Annotated in this window: 20 protein-coding genes and 1 pseudogene; 5 read left to right on the top strand and 16 right to left on the bottom strand. The window is 56.5% G+C overall.

Going from position 1 to position 22,681, the window contains the following annotated elements; genetic code table 11:
- Window positions 1-38 precede the first annotated feature (38 nt).
- Window positions 39-2,141 carry an elongation factor G gene (gene fusA / locus IM300_RS19360; protein ID WP_107535411.1) on the bottom strand — a complete coding sequence of 701 codons (2,103 nt, stop codon included), beginning with the start codon at window positions 2,139-2,141 and terminating at the stop codon, window positions 39-41.
- Between the two features lie 161 nt (window positions 2,142-2,302).
- Between fusA and IM300_RS19355 the strand changes: the two genes are divergently transcribed.
- On the top strand, window positions 2,303-2,605 hold the full coding sequence (locus IM300_RS19355; protein WP_193037899.1) for a helix-turn-helix transcriptional regulator: 303 nt from the start codon (window positions 2,303-2,305) through the stop codon (window positions 2,603-2,605).
- Window positions 2,606-2,609: 4 nt separating this feature from the next.
- Here the strand turns inward: IM300_RS19355 and IM300_RS19350 are convergent, their stop codons facing one another.
- The gene (locus IM300_RS19350; RefSeq protein ID WP_193037897.1) at window positions 2,610-3,533 is read right to left on the bottom strand and encodes a LysR family transcriptional regulator; all 924 of its coding nucleotides are present in this window, start codon (window positions 3,531-3,533) and stop codon (window positions 2,610-2,612) included.
- Between the two features lie 85 nt (window positions 3,534-3,618).
- On the opposite strand from IM300_RS19350, the gene IM300_RS19345 reads away from it, so the two are divergent.
- The gene (locus tag IM300_RS19345; protein WP_063449942.1) at window positions 3,619-4,095 is read left to right on the top strand and encodes a GNAT family N-acetyltransferase; all 477 of its coding nucleotides are present in this window, start codon (window positions 3,619-3,621) and stop codon (window positions 4,093-4,095) included.
- 141 nt (window positions 4,096-4,236) lie between these two features.
- Here the strand turns inward: IM300_RS19345 and IM300_RS19340 are convergent, their stop codons facing one another.
- The 11 genes and pseudogenes from IM300_RS19340 to IM300_RS19285 form a co-directional block, all read right to left on the bottom strand.
- Entirely contained in the window at window positions 4,237-4,872 is a 636-nt protein-coding gene (locus IM300_RS19340; protein ID WP_063867068.1) for a helix-turn-helix domain-containing protein, read from the bottom strand.
- Between the two features lie 92 nt (window positions 4,873-4,964).
- A complete protein-coding gene (locus tag IM300_RS19335; RefSeq protein WP_193037895.1) occupies window positions 4,965-5,966 on the bottom strand; it encodes a Kdo(2)-lipid IV(A) acyltransferase in 1,002 nt (333 codons plus the stop codon).
- A gap of 185 nt (window positions 5,967-6,151) precedes the next feature.
- The gene (gene pptA, locus IM300_RS19330) at window positions 6,152-6,382 is read right to left on the bottom strand and encodes a tautomerase PptA (RefSeq protein ID WP_193037893.1); all 231 of its coding nucleotides are present in this window, start codon (window positions 6,380-6,382) and stop codon (window positions 6,152-6,154) included.
- Window positions 6,383-6,419: 37 nt separating this feature from the next.
- Window positions 6,420-7,037, bottom strand: a complete 618-nt coding sequence (locus IM300_RS19325) for a glutathione S-transferase family protein (RefSeq protein WP_063866647.1) — start codon at window positions 7,035-7,037, stop codon at window positions 6,420-6,422.
- A gap of 67 nt (window positions 7,038-7,104) precedes the next feature.
- Entirely contained in the window at window positions 7,105-7,878 is a 774-nt protein-coding gene (locus IM300_RS19320; RefSeq protein WP_193037891.1) for an amino acid ABC transporter ATP-binding protein, read from the bottom strand.
- Complete coding sequence (locus tag IM300_RS19315; RefSeq protein ID WP_193037911.1) at window positions 7,862-8,788, bottom strand: amino acid ABC transporter permease; 927 nt, start codon at window positions 8,786-8,788, stop codon at window positions 7,862-7,864. The genes IM300_RS19320 and IM300_RS19315 overlap by 17 nt, the downstream gene beginning before the upstream one ends.
- Window positions 8,789-8,797: 9 nt before the next feature.
- Window positions 8,798-9,307 carry a GNAT family N-acetyltransferase gene (locus IM300_RS19310; protein WP_193037889.1) on the bottom strand — a complete coding sequence of 170 codons (510 nt, stop codon included), beginning with the start codon at window positions 9,305-9,307 and terminating at the stop codon, window positions 8,798-8,800.
- A gap of 9 nt (window positions 9,308-9,316) precedes the next feature.
- Window positions 9,317-11,580, bottom strand: a pseudogene (locus IM300_RS22720) (NtaA/DmoA family FMN-dependent monooxygenase).
- A gap of 16 nt (window positions 11,581-11,596) precedes the next feature.
- Entirely contained in the window at window positions 11,597-12,718 is a 1,122-nt protein-coding gene (locus IM300_RS19295; RefSeq protein ID WP_193037883.1) for an amidohydrolase, read from the bottom strand.
- Complete coding sequence (locus IM300_RS19290; RefSeq protein ID WP_193037881.1) at window positions 12,715-13,716, bottom strand: LLM class flavin-dependent oxidoreductase; 1,002 nt, start codon at window positions 13,714-13,716, stop codon at window positions 12,715-12,717. The genes IM300_RS19295 and IM300_RS19290 overlap by 4 nt, the downstream gene beginning before the upstream one ends.
- Before the next feature lie 108 nt (window positions 13,717-13,824).
- Entirely contained in the window at window positions 13,825-14,223 is a 399-nt protein-coding gene (locus IM300_RS19285) for a cupin domain-containing protein (RefSeq protein WP_063449931.1), read from the bottom strand.
- 111 nt (window positions 14,224-14,334) lie between these two features.
- Here IM300_RS19285 and IM300_RS19280 point away from each other — a divergent pair, with 111 nt between their 5' ends.
- Window positions 14,335-15,225: a LysR family transcriptional regulator gene (locus IM300_RS19280; protein ID WP_107535422.1), complete on the top strand. Its 891-nt coding sequence runs from the start codon at window positions 14,335-14,337 to the stop codon at window positions 15,223-15,225.
- A 327-nt stretch (window positions 15,226-15,552) separates the two neighbouring features.
- On the top strand, window positions 15,553-17,049 hold the full coding sequence (ansP, locus tag IM300_RS19275) for an L-asparagine permease (protein ID WP_063866638.1): 1,497 nt from the start codon (window positions 15,553-15,555) through the stop codon (window positions 17,047-17,049).
- A gap of 92 nt (window positions 17,050-17,141) precedes the next feature.
- Here ansP and IM300_RS19270 read toward each other — a convergent pair whose 3' ends face one another.
- Window positions 17,142-18,203 (bottom strand): YncE family protein, encoded by a 1,062-nt coding sequence (locus tag IM300_RS19270; protein WP_193037879.1) that lies wholly within the window; start codon window positions 18,201-18,203, stop codon window positions 17,142-17,144.
- A 246-nt stretch (window positions 18,204-18,449) separates the two neighbouring features.
- Here IM300_RS19270 and pqqU point away from each other — a divergent pair, with 246 nt between their 5' ends.
- Complete coding sequence (gene pqqU / locus IM300_RS19265; RefSeq protein ID WP_193037877.1) at window positions 18,450-20,567, top strand: TonB-dependent receptor PqqU; 2,118 nt, start codon at window positions 18,450-18,452, stop codon at window positions 20,565-20,567.
- Between the two features lie 131 nt (window positions 20,568-20,698).
- On the opposite strand, the gene IM300_RS19260 is transcribed toward pqqU, so the two are convergent.
- Window positions 20,699-21,367 carry a GntR family transcriptional regulator gene (locus tag IM300_RS19260; protein ID WP_063449925.1) on the bottom strand — a complete coding sequence of 223 codons (669 nt, stop codon included), beginning with the start codon at window positions 21,365-21,367 and terminating at the stop codon, window positions 20,699-20,701.
- Window positions 21,368-21,628: 261 nt separating this feature from the next.
- A complete protein-coding gene (locus tag IM300_RS19255; RefSeq protein WP_193037875.1) occupies window positions 21,629-22,663 on the bottom strand; it encodes an NADP-dependent oxidoreductase in 1,035 nt (344 codons plus the stop codon).
- Window positions 22,664-22,681: the final 18 nt, after the last annotated feature.

The following is a 22,681-nucleotide window of genomic DNA, read 5'->3' as shown; positions in this document are numbered from 1 at the left end:
AAACACATGGTAGCCTACCGACTACCATGTGTAATTAATTAGCTCTTAACACGCTTCGCAATAATCTCATCCGCCACATTTCGCGGAGCCTCCGCAAAATGGTGGAACTCCATCGTATAAGTTGCGCGCCCCTGGGACATCGATCGCAGCGTGGTGGCATAGCCAAACATCTCGGCCAGCGGGACGTCAGCGCGAATAATCTGGCTGCCATACTGCTCTGCCATCCCCTGCACCATGCCGCGACGGGAGGAGAGATCACCCATAATGTTCCCGGCATATTCCTCCGGCGTTTCCACCTCAACGTGCATCACCGGCTCAAGAATTACCGGATCCGCCCGCCTTGCGCCCTCTTTAAAACCGAGGATCGCCGCCATGCGGAAGGCCATCTCCGAGGAGTCGACATCGTGGTACGAACCAAAGGTCAGGGTCGCTTTCACATCCACAACCGGATAGCCCGCCAGCACACCCGTATTCATGGCTTCACGCAAGCCTTTCTCCACCGACGGGATGTACTCGCGCGGCACCACGCCGCCTTTAGTGGCATCTTCAAACACAAAACCACTCCCGGCCGCTAGCGGCTCGAGGCTCAGGACCACATGGCCGTACTGCCCTTTCCCGCCGGACTGTCGGACAAATTTCCCTTCAATATCCTTCACCGCTTTGCGCAGGGTTTCACGGTAGGTGACCTGAGGACGACCAATGTTCGCCTCGACGCCAAACTCGCGCTTCATGCGGTCGACGATGATTTCCAGATGCAGCTCGCCCATCCCGGAGATAATCGTCTGGCCGGATTCCTCATCCGTGTGCAGGCGGAACGACGGATCCTCCGCCGCCAGGCGCTGTAATGCGATCCCCATTTTCTCCTGATCGGCTTTGGTTTTCGGCTCGATCGCAAGCGAAATGACCGGATCCGGGAACTCCATCCGCTCAAGGGTGATCACCGCGTTCGGGTCGGTCAGCGTGTCGCCGGTAGTGACGTCTTTCAGACCGACACAGGCTGCAATATCCCCTGCACGCAACTCGTCTACCTCATGGCGATCGTTGGCATGCATCAGCACAATGCGCCCGATACGCTCTTTCTTGCCCTTCACCGGGTTGTACACTGCGTCGCCTTTACGCAGTATGCCGGAATAGACGCGGATAAAGGTCAGCTGCCCGACGTACGGATCGCTCATCAGCTTGAAGGCCAGCGCCGAAAACGGTTCATCATCGCTTGGATGACGCTCAGCGTGCTGCCCGTCTTCGTCTACCCCATCAATAGCGGGTACGTCCAGTGGAGACGGCATCAGCTCAATCACCGCGTCAAGCATGCGCTGCACGCCCTTGTTCTTGAATGCGCTACCGCACAGCATCGGCTGGATTTCGCCGGAGATGGTCCGGACGCGCAGCCCCTGGATGATTTCCGCTTCATCCAGATCGCCCGTTTCCAGATACTTGTCCATCAGCGCATCGCTGGCTTCTGCCGCAGCTGAGACCATTTTTTCTCGCCACTCCTGAGCGGTACTCAGCAGATCGTCCGGCACCGGCGCGTAGCTAAACGCCATGCCCTGCGTGGCATCGTCCCAGAGGATGGTGCGCATCTTGATGAGATCCACCACGCCGGTGAAGTGTTCTTCCGCACCCACCGGAATCACGATCGGCACCGGATTGGCTTTCAGGCGCTCCTGCATCATCCGCACCACACGGAAGAAATCTGCGCCCGGGCGGTCCATTTTGTTGACGAATGCCAGCCGCGGGACGTGGTATTTATTCGCCTGACGCCAGACGGTTTCCGACTGCGGCTGCACGCCACCGACGGAGTCGTACACCATCACCGCGCCGTCTAGTACCCGCATGGAGCGTTCCACCTCAATGGTAAAATCGACGTGCCCGGGGGTATCAATAATATTGATGCGGTGCGGTTCAAAACCTCTGTCCATGCCGGGCCAGAAACAGCTTACCGCCGCCGAAGTAATGGTGATCCCGCGCTCCTGCTCCTGCGCCATCCAGTCGGTGGTTGCCGCGCCATCGTGTACTTCACCCAGCTTGTGGCTCATCCCGGTGTAAAACAGGATGCGCTCGGTAGTGGTGGTTTTGCCGGCATCGATATGCGCGGAGATACCGATGTTGCGATAACGTTCGAGTGGAATGGGTCGGGGCATGATATTTCCTTAAGTCTTTAAGACTGGTTTGTGACGACCGGGATGGTCGCGTGTGAGTTCGTTTGTTATAATAGTCCTATTGTACGAGTATTATCGAACTATTTTTTAACGGTTGACCTATTGTTGATATAGCTCAATCTGACCCGAGACGCAGGAAAACGATGATCCCAAACCACCCGGAACCTGAACAAATACTGCTGGAAAATGTGCTGTTCGCCCTCGGAAATCCGCTGCGATTAGCGATCGTCCGAAAGCTGGCCGACGGCAGCGAACTGAGCTGTAACGCGCTACGCCCGGACGACGTGCTGAAGTCCACCATGACTCACCACTGGCGCGTGCTGCGCGACAGCGGCGTGATCTGGCAGCGCCCGCAGGGGCGCGAGAATATGATTTCACTGAGAAGAGAAGATCTGGACGCCCGCTTCCCGGGACTGATGGCGATCCTGTTACAGTCGAAATCATAAGCGCTCACTGTAGGCCTTCAGCCAGCGCGCCCAGTGTCGCTTTTAGCCAGTTGGTGACGCCTCGTTTACCGCTGCGTTTATGCGAATAAATTTTTACTTCAAACGGACTAATGTGGAACGGCAAATCAAAAATTTTGATATTGGTGGCTGGCAGTAACTTCTCAGCGGCAAATCGGGGTAATGCCATCAGCAGATCGCTTTCTGCAATAACAAACGGGGCGCTGAGCATGGACGGGGTTTTAATCGCAATGTGTCGGGTATAGCCCATGCGTTCAAGCTGCAAATCCAGCACCCCCTGCTTCTCGTTCCACGGCGTAACCACAAGATGCCGGGCGGCGAGATAATCTTCCAGCGTCAGTGCCATCCGGCTCGCATTGCTAATCACCACATACTCATCTTCGAACCAACTAATCTCTTCCAGCTCCGGGTACCGGGGATCCTCGACGGTGCTGAATCCCAGGGCCAGATCCACCTCTCCAGCCAGTAACTCCGTCAACGCTGGGCTGTGCGGCAAATAACGTAATTCCAGACGCAGGCCAGGCGCCTCATGTTGAAGTACATTCATGAGTGCAGGAAATATGCAGAACGCAGTAAAGTCCGTTATCGCGATCTGCAAACACGCTGTACTCACAGCAGGATCAAACTCCGGCTGCGGCGAGAGCTCCCGATCGAGAGCCTTCAGGGCCGAGGCAATAACAGGCGCAAGCTGTGTGGCATAGACGCTGGGACACATTCGATGCCCCTCCCGGTAAAACAGCGGGTCGTTGAGCGAAACACGCAGCCGTGACAAAGCATGGCTGAGCGCCGAGGTGCTCATCGCCAGCTCATCCGCCGCCAGTCGAACGGAACTGTGGCGATAAATCGCGTCAAAAACCGGCAGGAGGTTTAAATCAAGGCGCCTTAAGGCCAGATGCATAATATTCATCATTGGTTGATTTCATTGCACTTAATTCTTCTGACATTAGCCTTTATGCTTACCTCCATCAACTACAAACTCTAATAAAGGGAAACCAATGAGCATTACGATTCGTCAGGCGCGACCTGAAGATGCAGCGGCAATTTACGATATGATTTACGAACTCGCGGTCTATGAAAAAGCGCCAGAAGAAGTGGTCACCACCCCGGACGAGATCCGCAAAACGCTGTTTGGTGCAGACAGTAAAACCGAAGCGCTGATCGCCGAATATGCTGGCCGCGTGGTGGGGTATGCCGTTTTTTTCACCAGCTACTCCACCTGGCTTGGCCGCAACGGTATCTATATGGAAGATTTATATGTTTCCCCGGAATACCGCAACAAGGGAGCGGGAAAAGCACTGCTAAAAAATATCGCGCAATGCGCAGTGGAACGTGACTGCGGCCGGCTGGAATGGAGCGTGCTTGACTGGAACCAGTCTGCCATTGATTTTTATTTAAGCATCGGCGCGTTACCGCAGTCCGAATGGGTACGCTATCGCCTTGATGGGGATGCGTTGCGGGCATTTGCTGGCTAACGAAGCCATCGTGTGAAAACGCCCCTCTTTCCCAGGGGCATAATGTCAGTGTAAGCGTTACTGAAGCACGGAATATCTGAGAAAGAAATTACCGCCATTTTCCGTCCTCTCTGAGGCACTCGAATGATCGGTGACCGAGGTTCATCCCGGCTGAGTCAGGCTGTAGACGGGGATCTGCCGGGTTGTCATCGTCAGCGTATCGAACACCTCAGTCTCTGACGTCACAATCCTCATGCCCGTTTTTCTTAACCGCTGCACGTCGGCGGCTATGCGCTGAATACCAAACCAGAACAGTCCGTCAAGCGCCGTGACCGCAAGCCCATTTTCCAGCGCCAGCTTGAGGCGCTCGCGAGGGGCTTTCACCTGCTGAGCAATGTGCCGGTAAGGTACTTCCGAACCGCCTGCCGCATCGATTCGCTGAATACGGGTCTTAAGGTGATAGGTAAACTCATCGGGAATGCCGTTCAAATCCTGCTTGAGGCTGTAGACGCAGCCAAAGCGTTTACCGTTGAAAAGGACATTTTTTTGACTGAGCTGAAACTCATTTCTGATCCCATCAATCAACTGCGGGGCGCGAGTGAGGAGTAACCGGAAGGGAAGCTCAAAGCTTGTGACATAATCCACATTCAGCAGCGCGAGACGCAGGCGCTCTTCAGCCCCTGATTTCTGGTCATGGCATTCGCGCATCACTTCCGCCCACTGGCGCGTCAGGCGTTCTGGCTCGGCGGCTTCGGTGAGGAGGTATTTTTCGAGGTGATAATCGACTCTTCCGGTCATGTTTTGCATCCCGACAATGTGGATGCGGTAATTCTATCCAGCGCAGCAGGTTTTATAAAGGGCGGAGCGCACCGGCATCCGCCCCCCCTTTTCTACTGCTGAATACGCGACTCGTCCGACATGTCGCTGGCAGAGAAGGTTCTTGCTGGAGAACGGGCCTGTTTTTTGCGTGCATAGCGGTCCGGCTGGCCTTCCGGGCGGGTTTTGAAGCGGCGATGCAGCCACATATATTGCTCGGGTGCCATCAGCACGGCGCGCTCAATCGCTCTGTTCATCTGCGTGGCCACTGACGCTTTATCGCCCCCCTGTAACGTATCGCTGATATCTTCCAGGATAATCAGCTCATACCCTGTACCGTCTGCTTTACGGCGCGGTACAAACGGGATCACGGCCGGTCGGGCGCTTTTCACCAGCATGTAGCTCCCGGCCGTAGTGGCAGCGTCCGGGACGGCAAAAAACGGCACAAACACGCTATTCGCTTTGCCATAGTCATGATCCGGGGCATACCACAGGATCTCATTTTGCTTCAGCGCACGGATCATGCCCTTCAGGTCATGGCGGTCAAGCATGGTTTTATTGGAACGCAGGCGCCCGCGCGTCTGTAGCCAGTCGAGCAGTGCATTATTGTTGGGTCGATACACTCCAATACCCGCGTTGAGCATGCCGAAGATGCGCGCGCCCAGCTCGAGCGTGAGAAAATGCATGCCGATAAGCACCACGCCCTTTCCTTGCGCCCGAGCCTGTTCCATATGTTCGTAGCCGGTCACGCTAAAGTGTTTGCGCACGCGCCAGTCAGGCCAGAACCACGCTATCCCCGTTTCGATGACGCCCATTCCAACCGATTCAAAATTACGCTCGAGTAAACGCTCGCGCGCATCCTCTTTCATCTCCGGAAAGCAAAGCTCAAGATTTCGTCTGGCGATCTCCACGCGGCGTGGAAGCAGACGCATGGCCAGACGCCCGAGTCCGTGCCCTGCTTTTAACAGAAGCGAATAGGGGAGCAGGACCGTACACCAGAGTGCGGCGATGCCTGCCCAGCTGAGCCAGTAACGAGGATGAATAAAGGCGAGTGAAAACCGAGGTAATTTTGTCATGAAAAAATTATCCTTTTACTATATGTACTTAATCTGGTGCAGTTGCAGTGCTTACCTGCTGATTTAACGAATATTGTTCGGAAGGAAGAATTGTAGCGGAATCGTTATGGTTTTTATTATCGATTTTTGCGATAGCAAATAAAGGCGGGGATCGCCGGGTGACAGTGCACCACCCGGCAAGCGGATTACATTGAATAGCCGGGTTTCTTAATCAGCTTATCGAGTTTCGGGCCGATCTCGGTATCCCAGACCTGCGCCTTCCAGTCAGCTTCCTGAACTTCCTCAAGCGCCACGGAGATTGAGCGATCTTTGCTGTTCAGATGACGGGCGATCGCTTCGGCGATATCCGCCGCCAGCGCCGTTTTTTGTTCATCATTCAGATCGCGTGGAAAACATTTGATATCAACATGTGGCATGGGCAGGGCTCCTTTTATAGGTGAGCGTTCCACGTTATCAGATTATGTCGTTAGCTTTTAGCACCTTGTGCAGTTCCGGCAGCGCGCAAACCGCATCCGCGATGGCGGTGATATGGGGCGTATTGGTGGCAAACCACTCATGACGTGGCCCCCAGGTACGCGCGACGGCAATATAGACGTCAAGCAGCGTCAGCTGTGTGCCAAAAGCGAAAGGCGAGGCGCTGAGTTGCGTGTCGAACCACAGATAGAGCGATTTTCGGTACTCAATGCAGTTTTTCTTCAGCTGTTCGGGAGCATCAGGCACCCAGCGTTCCGGATAGTCTGCATACGTAAAGGTGGGATAGACGTTGGCCACAAACCAGATGAGCAGGCGCTGAAACTGCTGCCGCTCGGCCTGCCCTACGGGCGGCGCGAGATCGGGACATCTGTCGAGCACCATCAGGGCAATCGCCGCAGTTTCCGTCACGATCGTCCCGTTTTCCAGCTCCAGCGTCGGCACCTGGCACAGCGGGTTCAGTTTTAACAGCAGTTCGCGCTGCGGGCCGGGCTGGTCAAACCCGTCCACGTTGACGAACTGATACGGGATGTCTGCCAGAGTCAGCATCACTTCACCGATTGCCGATCCCCAGCCGGGTACGCCATAGAGTTTGATCATGTTGCCCCCTCAGGGATGAAAACCCTAAGTGTAGAGCAGCATGACCAGGTTATCCCAGGCGGGAAAACTACAATACTTTCGACAAAAACTGGCGCGTTCGCGGATGCGAAGGTCGGTTTAACACGTCGTCGCTGCTGCCCTGCTCCACAATTTTTCCGTCAACCATAAACACCACCTGGTCCGCCACTTCCCGGGCAAAGCCGATCTCATGGGTAACCACCACCAGCGTGGTGCCGGAACGGGCCAGCTTTTTAATCACGTCCAGCACTTCGCCAACCAGTTCCGGGTCAAGCGCCGAGGTGGGCTCATCAAACAGCATTACGCGGGGGTGCAGCGCCAGCGCGCGGGCAATGGCAATGCGCTGCTGCTGGCCGCCGGAAAGGTGACGCGACCAGGCATCGGCTTTTTCACGCAGGCCCACCACATCCAGCAGGCTGTAAGCGTTCTCGATGGCCGCCTTTCGGGTGAGTTTCTTATGCGCGATCGGCGCCTCAATCAGGTTTTCCAGCACCGTAAGATGCGGAAACAGGTTGAAGTTCTGAAAAACGTAGCCCACGTTAACGCGCTGTTTGAGGATCTCTTTCTCTTTAAGCTCGTACAGTTTGTCACCCTGGCGGCGGTAGCCAATGTACTCTCCGTCAATCTGAATAAAGCCTTCGTCTACGCGCTCCAGATGATTAATGGTACGCAGCAGCGTCGATTTCCCCGAACCGGATGGGCCGAGGATCACCGTGACGGAACCCGGCGGGATCTCAAGCGTGACGTTATCGAGCGCTTTATGTCGGCCAAAAAACTTGCTGACGCCGGTAATAGAAATGTGTCCTTCACGAGAGGCTTGCATGGACAGGCTCCTGTGCTGGTGAGGTGGTAACGGAACGCGTCCGGCTGGCTGCCCGATCCTGGTTTACGGCGGAGCGGCGCTCGCTGCGGGCGAGCCCACGCTCAACGATATGCTGGATGGCAGACAGGACGGTGGTAATCACCAGATACCAGACGGCTCCCACCATCAGCAACGGGATCACCTCCTGCGTGCGGTTGTAGATCATCTGGATCGTGTAGAACAGCTCCGGCATCGCCAGCACGTAAACCATCGCCGTACCCTTGGCGAGGCTGATGATTTCATTAAATCCGGACGGCAAAATGGTGCGCAGCGCCTGCGGAAGAATAATGCGCACGGTGCGACGCCACGCCGGCAGCCCAAGTGCGGCAGCCGCCTCATACTGGCCGTGATCGACCCCAAGGAAACCCCCGCGAATAATTTCCGCCGTATAGGCGCTCTGCACCAGCGTCAGCCCCACGACGGCGGTAGAAAACTGCCCGAGCACGTTGATGGTTTCAACGCTGCCCCAGGTAATGCCGGTAAAAGGCACGCCGAGAGAGAGCGTGTCGTAGAGATAGGAGAAGTTGTAAAGAACGATCAGCACCACGATCAGCGGCAGCGAGCGGAAAAGCCAGATATATCCCCACGCCAGGCTGCTCAACAGCCAGGATGACGAGAGCCGGGCCAGCGCCAGCATGCCGCCAATGACCACGCTCAGCACGGTGCCTATCAACGTGAGCAGCAGCGTCTGACCGACGCCTTCGAGGATCACCGGATCAAAGAACCAGCGAGCAAATACCGCCCACTCCCAGCGGGGATTAAAGGCCACGGACTGAATCACGACCGCCAGCACAAACAGCGCCACCGCAGCGCCGACTGCGCGTAGCGGATAACGTGCGGGGACCACTTTTATGGTTTCAACGTTGTTCATCATCGCTCCTTATGCGGTTTTGCTGAGCGCTTCGCGGATCAGCGTTTTGGTGAAACGCAGCCGACCATCGAACGGCGGCTGGCTGTACTCTTCCGGATCGCGGTTGAGATCGAACTGCGGCTGATACCCCTGACTGAGATAGAGCCGTACCGCCTCCGGCTGACGAAACCCGGTAGTCAGGTACATGTGGCTGTAGCCCGCCAGTATCGCCCTGCGCTCCAGCTCCTGTACCACGCGCGCGGCCAGCCCCTGCTGGCGCAGCGTTTTATTCGTCCAGATACGTTTGATTTCTGCCGTGCGTTCGTCGAAGGGCTTGTAAGCGCCGGTAGCAATGATTTCGCCCTCGCGCTCCAGCACGATAAACAGCCCCTGCGGCGCCAGGTACCACTCCGTCAGCTCGACTTCCGCATCCTTTGAAAAGTAGTCGCCGTAACGAGCGGCGTATTCACCGAACAGCCCGTCGATAATGGGCTGAAGATCGCTATCTTCCGGCGAAACGTCACGAAATTGTTCACGCATAGCGCCTCCTTAATCGCCCAGACCAGCCGGGTTGATTTCGGAACGGGGGATACGCTCAACGCCTTCTCCCCAGCGGTTCAGCACTTTGTCGTAATCTCCGTTCTTAATTACGCCGTTAAGCGCGGTTTGAACCGGTTCGACCATGCCGCTCCCTTTTTTCAGCGTCACTGCGATATGCGCCGCCTTCGGCCAGCCGCCGTCGACGCTGCCAACCAGTTTGGTTTTACCGGTCAGCGCCGCTTTCCATGCGCCGATCACGTTCGGGCCAAAATAGGCGTCCGCACGACCTGACTGTAGCGCAAGGGTTTGCGCCGCATCGTCTTTGGTGTAGACCGGGATAAACGGCTTAAGCCCTTTTTTAAGGTTCTCTTCGTTCCACGCCAGCAGGATCGCCTCCTGGTTGGTGCCGGAGCCAACGATGATGCGCAGCCCGGCGATATCCTCCGCCTTCTGGAGCGACACGATCGGGCTGGTGGATTTCACGTAAAAGCCAAGGGAATCCTTGCGATAGGTGGCAAAGTCGAACTTCTCTTTGCGCGCTTTGGTGACGGTGATGTTGCTGATCGCCGCGTCGTATTTCCCGGATGCCACTCCCAGCGGCCAGTCCTCCCAGGAGGTGGGAACCACGTTTAGCTCGAGCCCGAGGCTGTCCGCCACCAGGCGCGCAATGTCGACCTCACTCCCCAGCAGGGTTTTGTTGTCGTCGGAAAAGACCGTCAGCGGCGGCTGATTCAGCCCCGCCACCGCCACGGTAAATTTCCCCGGCACGGCAAAGCGATAGTCTTTCGGCAACTGGGCGATCGCATCGCTGTTTTTGGCGGTGTCGATCGGCGTTTTATTAGCCTCAATGCTCACGCCGGTGCCGTTAATATTGACGTTCTCTGCCCAGACGGCAGGGGTAAAGGCCAGCGCAAGCGCCAGAATAAGCGATGATTTCTGCATAGCGTTTTTCTCTTTTATTGTTGTGTGAACTGATTTTTGGGTTCGTCTAAGCCCAGACTTTCGCGCAGCGTGGTGCCGGGATAGTCAGTGCGGAACAGGCCGCGCGCCTGTAAAACGGGCACCACCTGGTCGACAAAGCGCGGGAAGGTATCCGGCGTGCCGCCCTGAATGATGAAGCCGTCTGCCGCCTTCTCCTCGAACCAGGCCTGTAAACCATCGGCTACCTGCTCCGGCGTGCCGGAAAAACGCGGGCGCGGCGATGCGGCCTCCAGCGCGACCTGACGCAGAGTTAAGTTGCGCTCACGGGCGTTACGCTTGATGTCATCGGTGGTGCTGCGAAAGCTGTTTTTGCCTAAATCGCCGATATCCGGGAACGGCGCGTCAAGGGGATACTGGCTGAAGTCGTGATGCTCGAAATAACGCCCGAGATAGTTCAGCGCATCATGAATGGAGACCAGTGCCGCCGTGGTTTGATACTGGTTTTCAACGTCATCGGCGTCATTTCCGACAATCACGCTGACGCCCTGGAATATATGTAAATCATCCGCGCGGCGACCGTGACTTTCCAGCTGCCGTTTGACATCACGGTAAAAGGCCTGGGCTTCATCCAGCGTGTCATGGTGGGTAAAGATGGCGTCGGCGTGTTTTGCCGCCAGCTTTTTACCGTCGTCGGACGCGCCGGCCTGAAAGACAATCGGACGTCCCTGCGGCGTGCGGCCAATATTCAGCGGGCCGGAAACCTGGAAGAAATCACCGCGGTGATCCAAAGTATGCAGTTTCGACGCGTCAAAAAACTGTCCGCTCTCTTTATTGCGGATAAAGGCATCCCCTTCCCAGGAATCCCACAGCCCTTTCACCACGTCGAGATACTCATCGGCAATGCGGTAGCGCAGCGCATGCTCAGGGTGTTTTTCGCGGGAGAAATTCTTCGCCGATCCTTCCAGCGGTGAGGTCACTACGTTCCAGCCCGCGCGACCGTTGCTCAGGTGATCGAGGCTGGCAAACTGACGCGCAACGGTGAAAGGCTCGCTGTAGGAGGTGGACAACGTGCCGACCAGCCCCAGGCGCGAGGTGACGCTTGCCAGCGCGGACAACACCGTCAGCGGCTCAAAGCGGTTTAAAAAATGCGGAATGGATTTCTCGTTAATATAAAGACCGTCAGCAACGAAGATAAAGTCGAGCTTGCCCTCTTCCGCTTTTAATGCCGTTTCTTTGACGAAATCAAAATTTATACTGGCATCCGCGACGGCCGCCGGATGACGCCAGGCGGACATATTTCCGGATGCACCATGCAAAATGGTCCCCAGCCGCAATTGACGATGTGCAGACATATTCACCTCAAATAAATTAAACGTGTTGCAGGGCTTTTTCCGCGAGCTGTGCAAAATAGCGGGCAGCGGGTTCAATTAATGCTTCGTCAGGGTTAAATGCCGGGTGATGTAAACCAAACGGGCTGTTGCTGCCAATGCTGACAAACGCGCCGGGAACGTTTTGCAGATAGACCGCAAAATCTTCTCCGCCCATGTGCAGTTCAGCATGACGGGTTTCATACCCCGCCTCGCGCGCGACCGAGGTGGCAAACCCGGCCCAGTGCTCGTCGTTCACCAGCGCGGTGGGTCCGGCGTACCAGGTGATGTTGATCTGCGCGCTAAAGGCGCTGGCAAATCCGGCGGCGATTTCACCGACGCGCGCCTTTACGTTCTGCTGTACTTCCGTGCGGTGCGTGCGCAGCGTGCCCTCCAGCTCAACGCTTTCCGGCAGCACGTTCCAGGTATTCCCGCCGGCGATGCGCGTCACGCTCAGCACGACTGAATCCAGCGTGTTAACGTTACGGCTGGCGACGCTTTGCAGCGCGGTCACCAGCTGGCTTGCCAGCACGATGGCGTCGTTGCCTTCATGGGGGCGTGCGGCGTGCGCGCCTTTACCGGTGATGTGAATAACGAAGCGATCGACGTTGGCATAGAACGGGCCGCCGCGCGTGGCAAATTCACCAACCGGCAGTGACGGCTCGTTATGCATCCCGAAAATCGCGCGTACGTCGCGTAACGCCCCGGCCCGCACCATGCTTTTCGCTCCGCCGAAATTTTCTTCCGCAGGCTGGAACAGGATCCGCACGCGACCATTGAGCGAGGCTTCCCGCTCCTTCAACTTTAACGCGGCACCGAGGATCACGCTGGTGTGAACGTCGTGACCGCAGGCGTGCATCACTCCTGCATGCCGGGAGCTGAACGGCACTCCGCTGCGCTCGTCGATAGGTAACGCGTCGATATCGGCGCGCAGCGCAATCATTGCCTTGCCTTGACCTATCTCTGCAACCAGCCCGGTCTGAAGATCGTAATCCAGCGGGGCAATCCCGGCCGCCGTCAGCCACTCGCGCAGGCGGGCCGTTGTTTCAACCTCCTGGCCGGACAGCTCAGGGTACTGGTGCAGCTCCCGGCGCCAGGCAATCAGCTGTTCGCTGAAGTTCATACGGTAACCTCCCTGTTAAGACGCGCCTCGGCCAGCAGTCGCAGGGACTGCACGCGCGTTGCGCCGTCAGCGACCGGCGTGTCGATGATAAATTCGTCAATGCCCCACTGCTGATGCAGCGCGTTGAGCTGTTCAAGCACCGACTCCGCCGTTCCGGCCAGAAGAGACTGCGCTCGACGCGCGATGCGCACCGGTTCACTCCCCGCCTGCCGCGCAAAGGCGTAGGCCTGTTCTTCGCTGGCCACGGTAACGCGCTGCCCGTTTGCCAGCGCCACGCCCCACACTTCAACATTTTGCGCCAGCGCGTCGGCCTCGGCCTGGGTTGGGGCAACAATCACCTGCACGGCCACCATCACCTCCCGGACGCTGTGTTGACGCCAGGCTGTGACCACCTCGCGCAGCAACTCAGGGTCACCGTTCAGGTGTGCGGCAAAGACAAAATGCCAGTCGAGGGAGGCCGCCAGCAGCGCGCTTTCGGTGCTGGCACCCAGCAGAAACCCCTCGGCAGGTACCGGGGGCAGAGGCGTGGCGCGAACCGTCTCCTCCGCTGACTGATTGTCAGGGCGGATCCAGCGATCGAGCTGCGTCAGTTGTTCCGCAAAGCTGCCTTTTTCCTGCGAATTAAGGCCGCGCTGCAACGCGCGGGTAGAGAGCGGCAGACCGCCGGGCGCTTTACCGACGCCCAGATCAACCCGGCCCGGCGCGATGGCGGCCAGTACGTTAAAGTTTTCAGCGACTTTATAGGGGCTGTAATGTTGCAGCATGACGCCGCCTGAGCCCACACGAATACGCTTTGTTTGCCCGAGGATCCAGGCAATCAGCAGTTCCGGCGAGGGGCTGGCAAGCTGCGGGGTATTATGGTGTTCGGCAATCCAGAAGCGGTGATAACCCAACGTTTCCGCCTGCTGCGCCAGCGCTAAGGTACGCGCCAGCGCATCGGCGGCGGTTTCGTGTTCTGCGACGGGGCTTTTATCCAGAATGCTGATTCGCCATGACATGTTGCGTTCTCGTTTGACTTAACATGTCGTCATTATTAAGGGCGGATTTCACCTCTGAGAAACAATTAATTTACATTTGGATTGCCGGAAATCAGCTATAGCTTACCGCTAGGCGTTTGGATACTGTTCGTCGGTGACCTTTTCCAGCCACGCCACCGGACTCCCGTCGACCGCTTCGGCAATGGCGATATGGGTCATCGCCGTCTGCGCGCTGGCGCCGTGCCAGTGCTTCACGCCGGGTGGGATCCAGGCGATATCCCCCTGATTCAGCGGTTCCGCCTCTTTGCCCCACTCCTGTAACCAGCCGCGTCCCTGCGTCACGATAAGCGTTTGTCCAAGGGGATGCGTATGCCAGGCGGTACGCGCGCCGGGTTCGAAGGTGACGGTTGCGCCGCCAACTTTTGCCGGTTCAGTCGCCTGAAAAGGCGCATCAATGCGCACGCTGCCGGTGAACCAGGCGTCTGGCCCCTGGACGGAAGGTAAAGAACCGCTACGGATAATTTTCATGATTTGCTCCTCTTTGATGTTGCGTTAACAGTAGCGTAAAGCCGCCATGAGCATTAGAGTGCATAATCAAAAAGGAACCATGAATTCAATTCATAAATCGGATGCGCCGCCATGCTCAAAGACAATTTCAACGATCTGCTCTCCTTTATGGTCGTCGCCCGTGAGCGCAGCTTTACCCGCGCAGCTGCGCAGCTGGGCGTGTCACAGTCGGCACTCAGTCACGCGATGCGCAATCTGGAGGCGAGGCTGGAGGTGCGTCTGTTGACCCGCACTACCCGCAGCGTGGCCCCAACCGAGGCCGGCGAGCAACTGTTCATGCGCTTAAGCCCACATCTGCTGGAGATCGAGCAGGAACTCACCGCGCTGCGAGATACGCGGAACAAACCCGCCGGGAATATCCGCCTTACCGCCGGGGAGCACGCCATGTCTGCCGTGCTGTGGCCTGTACTCAAACCCTTTATGGCGCAGTATCCTGACATCAACGTTGAAGTCACGGTGGACAATGGCCTGACAGATATTGTCGATGGCCGCTTTGACGCGGGCGTGCGTCTGGGTGAGCAGGTGGCGAAAGATATGATTGCGGTACGTATTGCGCCGGACATGCGGATGGCGGTCGTCGGATCGGCAGATTATCTGCACCGTTTCGGCGTACCGGAAACGCCAGAGCAGCTTGAACAGCACCGCTGCATGAATATGCGTTTGCCTACTCACGGGGGATTATACGCCTGGGAATTTGAGCAAGACGGTCGTGAGATACGCGTGCGGGTTGACGGTCAGCTGATCCTTAACAGCCTGCCGCAACGCATCGATGCCGCCGTAAACGGGCTGGGGCTGGCGTATGTACCAGAAGATGCGATACTCGACGCGCTTGCTGAAGGACGGTTAGTGCGTGTCCTTGAGGACTGGTGCCCGGTATTTACGGGTTACCATCTGTATTATCCGAGCCGCCGCCAGCACACAACTGCCTTTGCATTGCTCATTGAAGCCCTGCGGCATTCATAATCTCTACCTGGCAGTAATTATCAAGTAAACCTGATGGATTAATCAGCGTTCACCGGCCTTTTTGCCTAAAAAAGCGCCACGATTCAGCGCATTGCGATCCCCGTCTGCTCTGACCACACGATTTCCTTCGACATGCATCACTTTCGACACGGTTATATTTTGCGTCGCTTATCAATTGCGGGTAGGATGCCTCGCCATGTTTTGTCTTATCCATACACAGAATGACTGGAAAGGCAGCATGTGTCTGCGCAGAAGCAATCGTTTGTTTCGGCCTCTGCCAGGCAGGACTATCACGTTAATGGTTCAGACAGGCAAACAGGTAACTCAATGAAAACAAGCAATAAAAGCGCAGCCGATCATCATGCTGCGAAACGTCGCTGGTTGAACTCTCACGAAGAGGGCTATCACAAGGCGATGGGCAACCGTCAGGTGCAGATGATCGCCATCGGCGGCGCTATCGGTACGGGTCTGTTTTTAGGTGCAGGCGCACGTCTGCAAATGGCCGGCCCCGCTCTCGCCCTTGTCTATCTGGTGTGCGGGATCTTCTCTTTCTTCATTCTTCGTGCCCTGGGCGAGCTGGTGCTTCACCGCCCTTCCAGCGGCAGCTTTGTCTCTTACGCCCGTGAGTTTCTCGGTGAAAAAGCCGCGTATGTCGCAGGCTGGATGTACTTCGTAAACTGGGCCATGACAGGCATCGTCGATATCACCGCCGTCGCGCTGTACATGCACTACTGGGGCGCGTTTGGCGATGTGCCACAGTGGGTGTTCGCTCTGGGCGCGCTGGCGATTGTCGGGACCATGAACATGATTGGCGTGAAGTGGTTCGCCGAGATGGAGTTCTGGTTCGCGCTGGTGAAGGTGTTAGCCATCGTGATCTTCCTGGTGGTCGGTACCGTATTCCTCGGCACCGGTAAACCGCTGGACGGCAACGCGACCGGCTTCCACCTGATAACTGATAACGGCGGTTTCTTCCCGCACGGCCTGCTGCCAGCCCTGGTTCTGGTGCAGGGCGTGGTGTTCGCCTTTGCCTCCATTGAGCTGGTCGGTACGGCGGCAGGTGAATGTAAAGATCCGCAGACGATGGTGCCAAAAGCGATCAACAGCGTAATCTGGCGTATCGGCCTGTTCTACGTTGGCTCCGTGGTGCTGCTTGTACTGCTGCTGCCATGGAACGCGTACCAGGCGGGTCAAAGTCCGTTTGTGACCTTCTTCTCTAAGCTGGGCGTGCCGTACGTGGGCAGCATCATGAACATCGTGGTATTGACCGCTGCGCTCTCCAGCCTGAACTCCGGCCTCTATTCAACAGGCCGTATTCTGCGCTCCATGTCGATGGGCGGATCTGCGCCGAAGTTTATGTCGAAAATGAGCAAGCAGCAGGTGCCTTACGCGGGTATTCTGGCCACGCTGGTGGTGTACGTCTTCGGCGTGTTCCTGAACTATCTGGTTCCGTCTCAGGTGTTTGAGATCGTACTGAACGTCGCCGCGCTGGGCATCATCGCCTCCTGGGCCTTTATCGTGGTGTGTCAGATGCGTCTGCGTAAGGCGATCAAAGAAGGGAAAGCGGCTGACGTCAGCTTCAAGCTGCCGGGCGCGCCGGTGACCTCCTGGCTTACCCTGCTGTTCCTGCTGAGCGTGCTGGTGCTGATGGCGTTCGACTACCCGAACGGTACTTACACCATCGCGACGATCCCGCTGCTGGCGGTGTTGCTGATTGCCGGCTGGTTTGGCGTGCGTAAACGCGTGAACGAAATTCACAGTACCGCACCGGTTCATCCTGAAGAGGGCAAACAGGACGGTCCGCTGGTGGAAGAGACGTCGCGTTAATAAAAAAGCCGGGTGGCGGCTTCGCCATACCCGGCCTACATTTCCTGGTTTTTCAGGCCCGGTAAGCGCAGCGCCACCGGGCAATTCCCACATCAGAGTGCAATACGAATCACATCGTCAGGCTGGGTTGCTTCCTGCTGACGGGTAGACTTCTGTTTCACCGTCACGTACAACGTCTTGCCATCCGCTGACAGCGCCAGGCTGTTCGGGTAAACCGGCGTATCGTAGGTTTTGGTCACTTTGTAAGTTTTAGCGTCAATCACGCTCACCTTACCTGCCTCGCGGTGCGTCACGTAGGCTTCATTGCGTGCCGGGTTAAACAGTACGGCCAGCGATTCTGGCGCGGCGATTTTCTGCATCACGCTGCCATCTTTCAGGCTCACCACCAGCACTTCTGGCTGTTTAGAATCCGTCAGGAACGCGCGCTGACCGGCAGTGTCCAGGCTCAGGTTCAGGTAGAAGTGCTCTTTACCGTCGTCCTGTACCTTCTTACGGCTGAGGATTTTATTGGTCGCGGTATCAATGGTGACCAGCTCGCCGTCCGCATTGGTGGTGTACAGACGTTTTGCCTGTGCATCCAGCGCCAGGCCGGTGCTGAACGTGCCGGTGGTCGTGATGGTGTCTTTCAGCTTCAGCGTTGCGCCGTCCACCACCCAAATCACGCTTTCTTTACCGATACCGGTAATGTACACCGTATTGGTCGCGTCATCGGCCACCAGCTGGCGCGGCTGAAGAGGCTTCACCGTGTCGCTACGCTTGCGATCGTCCAGCACCAGACGCCCTTTCACCTCGCCCGTTTTGGCGTCAATGGCCGTTACGGCGCTGTTGACGGTGTTTCCGAACCACAGGGTCTGGGTGGCTTTATCGATCGTGGCACCAAACGGCTTGAGATCGTTATGAATCGCCTGCGTCACTTCCAGCGTGACCGGATCCAGGCGATAAACCACGCCGCCTTTATCGGTTTTGCGGCTTTGAGTTGTCGCAACCCACAGCGCGTTTTCCTGCTGGCTGACGGCCATTTCATACGCGCCCTTGCCTACCGCTTTGCGCAGCATCTCTTCAGCAGCATGAGCCTGGAACGTACCGGCGATCAGTAAAGAACCCAACAGCAGAGACCCACGCAGGCGCGGCGAGCACAGATGACGTAAAGACATAACAATTCCTTTTTAAATGAGGAGATATACCGCTGACATCGCTTCCGGGGGGCAAAGTCATCGCTTTGCCGCTATTTTAATGAGAATAGTAATCATTAATGAGTTGAATGTGGAGTATTTCTTTCCCTCATTCCATTACATTCACGAAATGTGCGGTTATAGTTTTCATAAGATTTACAAAGGATTTAACATATATACACAGGTTCCAGTTGATTTGGTTCGAATTTTTCTTAAACGGTTTATTCCATGAAAATCATTTCTGCCCGCAGGGCATCGCTACCACTGCTGTTCGTCCCCGTCGCTTTTGGCCCGCTGAGTGCGTTGGCCGCAGAAGAACAAACCCTGATTGTGAGCGCTACGCCGCAAACCGTCTCCGAGCTGGATACGCCAGCCGCAGTCAGCGTGGTACAGGGTGAAGACATGCGCCATGCCGCCCCGCGCATCAATCTCTCTGAATCTCTGGGGAGCGTCCCTGGCCTGCAAATCCAGAATCGCCAGAACTATGCCCAGGATCTGCAACTTTCAGTTCGCGGATTTGGCGCGCGCTCAACCTTTGGCGTACGTGGGATCCGCATGTACGTGGACGGCATTCCGGCGACCATGCCCGACGGCCAGGGGCAAACGTCAAACATCGATCTCAGCAGCGTAGAGAGCATCGACGTGCTGCGCGGCCCCTTCTCCGCCCTGTACGGGAATGCCTCCGGCGGCGTGATCAACATCAATACCCAGACCGGACAACAGCCTGCCACCGTTGAGGCCAGCAGCTATTACGGCAGCTACGGCACCTGGCGTTACGGCTTGAAGGCCACCGGCGCGGTGGGCGACGGTACGCAGGCGGGAGACGTGGACTACGCCGTATCCACCACCCGTTTCACCACCCAGGGCTATCGCGATCACAGCGGTGCACGAAAAAACCTCGCCAACGCGAAACTGGGTGTCCGCATTGATGACGTCAGCAAGCTGACGCTGATTTTTAACAGCGTGGACATGAAAGCCAACGATCCGGGCGGACTGAGCTATCAGGAGTGGCAGAACAATCCGCGTCAATCACCCCGCGGCGATCAGTACAACACGCGCAAGACCATTAAGCAGACCCAGGCCGGGCTCCGCTACGACCGTCAGCTGAGCGAGCAGGACGACCTCAGCGTGATGATGTATGCCGGTGAGCGTGAAATGACCCAGTACCAGTCCATTCCTGCTACCACGCAGACAGCAAACCCTGCGCATGCGGGCGGCGTGATTGATATGCAGCGTCACTATCAGGGTATTGATACGCGCTGGACACACCGGGGCGAGCTGCTGGTGCCGGTGACCTTTACTACCGGCCTGAACTACGAAAACATGAGTGAAAATCGTCGCGGGTATGAAAACTTCGTGATGGACAACGGCGTGCCGGAACTTGGCGTGAAGGGCAACAAACGCCGGGACGAACGTAACCTGATGTGGAACCTGGATCCTTACCTGCAAACCCAGTGGCAGCTAACGCAAAAACTGTCCGTTGAGGCGGGCGTGCGGTACAGCTCCGTCTGGTTTGACTCCAACGATCGTTACATCACACCGCAAAACGGCGATGACAGCGGCGACGCCAGCTACCATAAATGGCTTCCGGCAGGTGCAGTGAAATACGCCGTGACCGACGCATGGAACCTGTATGCCGCAGCGGGACGCGGATTTGAGACCCCAACCATCAACGAACTCTCCTATCGCTCTGATGGGAAAGGTGGCCTCAATATCAACCTGCAACCGTCAACCAACAATACCTATGAGATCGGCAGCAAAACCCGCATCGGCAATGGCATCCTGACGGCAGCGCTGTTCCGTACGGACACCGACAATGAGATCGTGGTCGACGAAAGCAAAGATGGCCGCACCACCTACAAAAATGCGGGAAAAACGCGCCGACAGGGTGTGGAAATTGCGCTCGATCAGCAGTTTGCTGAGAACTGGAAGCTGAAAATGGCGTGGACCTATCTTGATACCACCTACCGTACTAACGTCTGTAACAATGCAGACTGTAGCGGCAATCGAATGCCGGGTATTGCCCGTAACATGGGGTATGCATCGTTTGGCTGGGAGCCGGAGGAAGGCTGGTACGCGGGTGCAGATGCACGCTACATGAGTGACGTTATGGCAAACGATACTAACACCGCCAAAGCGCCCTCTTATACCGTGGTCGGTCTGAATACCGGGTATAAGCTCAATTACGGCAAATGGGGAATGGACATCTTTGGTCGCGTCGATAACCTGTTCGATAAAGAGTACGCCGGTTCAGAGATTGTTAACGCTGGCTACAACCGGTATTACGAACCTGCCCCTGGTCGTAACTATGGCGTGGGCCTGTCGGTCTCATATCGTTTTGAATAAAACAGTCTCCGGCAGCGCGCGTTGCCGGTAAAAATTAAAAAAATAACATTATTCCCGGTTGCCTGATGCGCCGGGAATTCATTCAGTAAATGTTAAACAGGTATAAACAGATAAGTCTGCCAGAAAGCGCCTTAACTGTAGTACTGCCGTTGCAGAAGAATATTGGCTTCGTCGATGGCTTTATCGATCGCTTCCCGGCTGGCCGCCACATCCCTTTTCTCAAGCGCAGAAAGCAGATCGTCATAATGATAGGTCTCTGCGGGCACGTCACTCAGCTCTTCATGCAGGTAGTTGATACACGGCCCTATCCGTACCCACAGCTGCTCGATCAGCGAGTTCAGGGTCGGCATCTCGGCATATTGATAGAGGGTAAACCGGAACACGCGGTTGGCCTGAATCGCTTTCTGCACATCGCCCTGATGCATGGCGGTGCTGAAATTATCAGCCAGCGCACGTAGTGCATCCAGTTTGGTGTCGGTCATATTCTGGCACGCCGCCGCAACGGCCATCGGCTCAAGCTGCTTTCTGATGGCGTTAATTTCGTTATACCGTTCCAGCGTGACTTCCGGGACCAAAAACGCCTGCGCAGGCGTGGCCTGTAAGGCGCCCGCCGACACCAGGCGCAGCAGGGCCTCGCGCACCGGCGTGATGCTGGTGCCTAATTTATCCGCAATCTCTTTGGTGATGAGTCGAGCCCCAGGTTTTAATGAGCCCGTAATTAACGCTCCCTTTAAACTGTTCTCAACTTGCATAGTCAGACTGATTCTTTGTGCTTTTTCCAAATTATCCAAATCAAGCATGTCAAATTCCCGTAGCCAAAACAAAATGCCATTTTCGGCGACTGTTTAAAAAAACATCGCCGGTTCGATATAATCCTGTATCGTCATGCCTGGTAAGTTGGGCGCGCGTTAAAATAAAAAATCGTTCAAATAATAGTGCGTTTACCACTTATGGCTGAGCTGGGCCGAAGGCGCGCAAAGCTTATGGGTTAATTAAAGACAATATATCGTATCTGCACAAATAATTATGGCGGACCCCGTCCGCCATAACCGATGCCCTGATTAGTCTGCCGCCACGCGGATCACGACTTTGCCGAAGTTTTTCCCTTCAAGCAGCCCAATCAGCGCGTCAGGGGCCGCTTCCAGCCCTTCCGTAACCTGCTCGCGATAGTGAATTTTGCCTTCCTGCACCCAGCGGCCCATTTCTTGCTGGAACTCGTCGATACGATCACCATAGTCCTGAGCGATAATAAAGCCCTGCATGCGGATGCGTTTTTTCAGGATGGTTCCCATCAGCAGCGGTAACCGGTCCGGACCCTCCGGCAGGTTGGTCGCGTTGTAGCCGCTGACCAGTCCACAAACCGGTACGCGCGCGGAGGTATTCAGTAGCGGCAGCACGGCGTCGAAGACTTTACCGCCGACGTTTTCGTAATAAACGTCAATGCCCTGCGGGCAGGCTTTCGCCAGTTGTTCAGCAAAATCGTCCGCACGGTGATCCAGACAGGCGTCGAAACCGAGCACATCAACCGCATGACGGCATTTTTCCTCACCGCCAGCCACACCGATGACACGGCATCCTTTGATTTTACCGATCTGCCCCACCGTTGCGCCTACTGGCCCCGTGGCTGCGGCCACGACAAGCGTTTCCCCCGCCTGAGGCTGGCCGATATCAAGCAGCCCCATATACGCGGTGAAGCCCGGCATCCCCAGCACGCCGAGTGACCAAGAAGGACGCGACGGGTTTTCGCCCAGTTTCACCAGCCCCTTCCCGTCTGACAGTTCATAGTCCTGCCAGCCGCTATAACCCAGAACCCATTCACCTTCTTTATAATCAGGATGGCGGGACGTCTCGACGCGGCTTACCGTACCGCCCACCATCACGGCACCAATCTCGACCGGAGGTGAATAGGATGGCGCATCGCTCATGCGGCCTCGCATATACGGATCCAGCGAGAGCCATACGGTGCGTAACAATACCTGGCCCTCTGCGGGCGTGGGGATAGGTTGTTCTTCTAAGCGGAAGTTATCGGCGACCGGCGCGCCGTGCGGACGGGAGGCCAGTACCCAGCGTCGGTTTTGCGTAGTAGATTGACTCATTCATCTCTCCTTACTGCT

Source organism: Enterobacter cloacae complex sp. I2 (assembly GCF_014896205.1).
Taxonomy (GTDB): Bacteria; Pseudomonadota; Gammaproteobacteria; order Enterobacterales; family Enterobacteriaceae; genus Enterobacter; species Enterobacter quasihormaechei.
Note: the sequence above shows the minus strand (reverse complement) of the source record. Positions and strands in the feature narration are given on the sequence as shown.

What these genes read in the sequence shown, in the direction of transcription:
- fusA (WP_107535411.1), bottom strand. Translation starts at nt 2,141, where the DNA reads ATGCCCCGACCCATTCCACTCGAACGTTATCGCAACATCGGTATCTCC.
- IM300_RS19355 (WP_193037899.1), top strand. Translation starts at nt 2,303, where the DNA reads ATGATCCCAAACCACCCGGAACCTGAACAAATACTGCTGGAAAATGTG.
- IM300_RS19350 (WP_193037897.1), bottom strand. Translation starts at nt 3,533, where the DNA reads ATGATGAATATTATGCATCTGGCCTTAAGGCGCCTTGATTTAAACCTC.
- IM300_RS19345 (WP_063449942.1), top strand. Translation starts at nt 3,619, where the DNA reads ATGAGCATTACGATTCGTCAGGCGCGACCTGAAGATGCAGCGGCAATT.
- IM300_RS19340 (WP_063867068.1), bottom strand. Translation starts at nt 4,872, where the DNA reads ATGACCGGAAGAGTCGATTATCACCTCGAAAAATACCTCCTCACCGAA.
- IM300_RS19335 (WP_193037895.1), bottom strand. Translation starts at nt 5,966, where the DNA reads ATGACAAAATTACCTCGGTTTTCACTCGCCTTTATTCATCCTCGTTAC.
- pptA (WP_193037893.1), bottom strand. Translation starts at nt 6,382, where the DNA reads ATGCCACATGTTGATATCAAATGTTTTCCACGCGATCTGAATGATGAA.
- IM300_RS19325 (WP_063866647.1), bottom strand. Translation starts at nt 7,037, where the DNA reads ATGATCAAACTCTATGGCGTACCCGGCTGGGGATCGGCAATCGGTGAA.
- IM300_RS19320 (WP_193037891.1), bottom strand. Translation starts at nt 7,878, where the DNA reads ATGCAAGCCTCTCGTGAAGGACACATTTCTATTACCGGCGTCAGCAAG.
- IM300_RS19315 (WP_193037911.1), bottom strand. Translation starts at nt 8,788, where the DNA reads ATGAACAACGTTGAAACCATAAAAGTGGTCCCCGCACGTTATCCGCTA.
- IM300_RS19310 (WP_193037889.1), bottom strand. Translation starts at nt 9,307, where the DNA reads ATGCGTGAACAATTTCGTGACGTTTCGCCGGAAGATAGCGATCTTCAG.
- IM300_RS19295 (WP_193037883.1), bottom strand. Translation starts at nt 12,718, where the DNA reads ATGAACTTCAGCGAACAGCTGATTGCCTGGCGCCGGGAGCTGCACCAG.
- IM300_RS19290 (WP_193037881.1), bottom strand. Translation starts at nt 13,716, where the DNA reads ATGTCATGGCGAATCAGCATTCTGGATAAAAGCCCCGTCGCAGAACAC.
- IM300_RS19285 (WP_063449931.1), bottom strand. Translation starts at nt 14,223, where the DNA reads ATGAAAATTATCCGTAGCGGTTCTTTACCTTCCGTCCAGGGGCCAGAC.
- IM300_RS19280 (WP_107535422.1), top strand. Translation starts at nt 14,335, where the DNA reads ATGCTCAAAGACAATTTCAACGATCTGCTCTCCTTTATGGTCGTCGCC.
- ansP (WP_063866638.1), top strand. Translation starts at nt 15,553, where the DNA reads ATGAAAACAAGCAATAAAAGCGCAGCCGATCATCATGCTGCGAAACGT.
- IM300_RS19270 (WP_193037879.1), bottom strand. Translation starts at nt 18,203, where the DNA reads ATGTCTTTACGTCATCTGTGCTCGCCGCGCCTGCGTGGGTCTCTGCTG.
- pqqU (WP_193037877.1), top strand. Translation starts at nt 18,450, where the DNA reads ATGAAAATCATTTCTGCCCGCAGGGCATCGCTACCACTGCTGTTCGTC.
- IM300_RS19260 (WP_063449925.1), bottom strand. Translation starts at nt 21,367, where the DNA reads ATGCTTGATTTGGATAATTTGGAAAAAGCACAAAGAATCAGTCTGACT.
- IM300_RS19255 (WP_193037875.1), bottom strand. Translation starts at nt 22,663, where the DNA reads ATGAGTCAATCTACTACGCAAAACCGACGCTGGGTACTGGCCTCCCGT.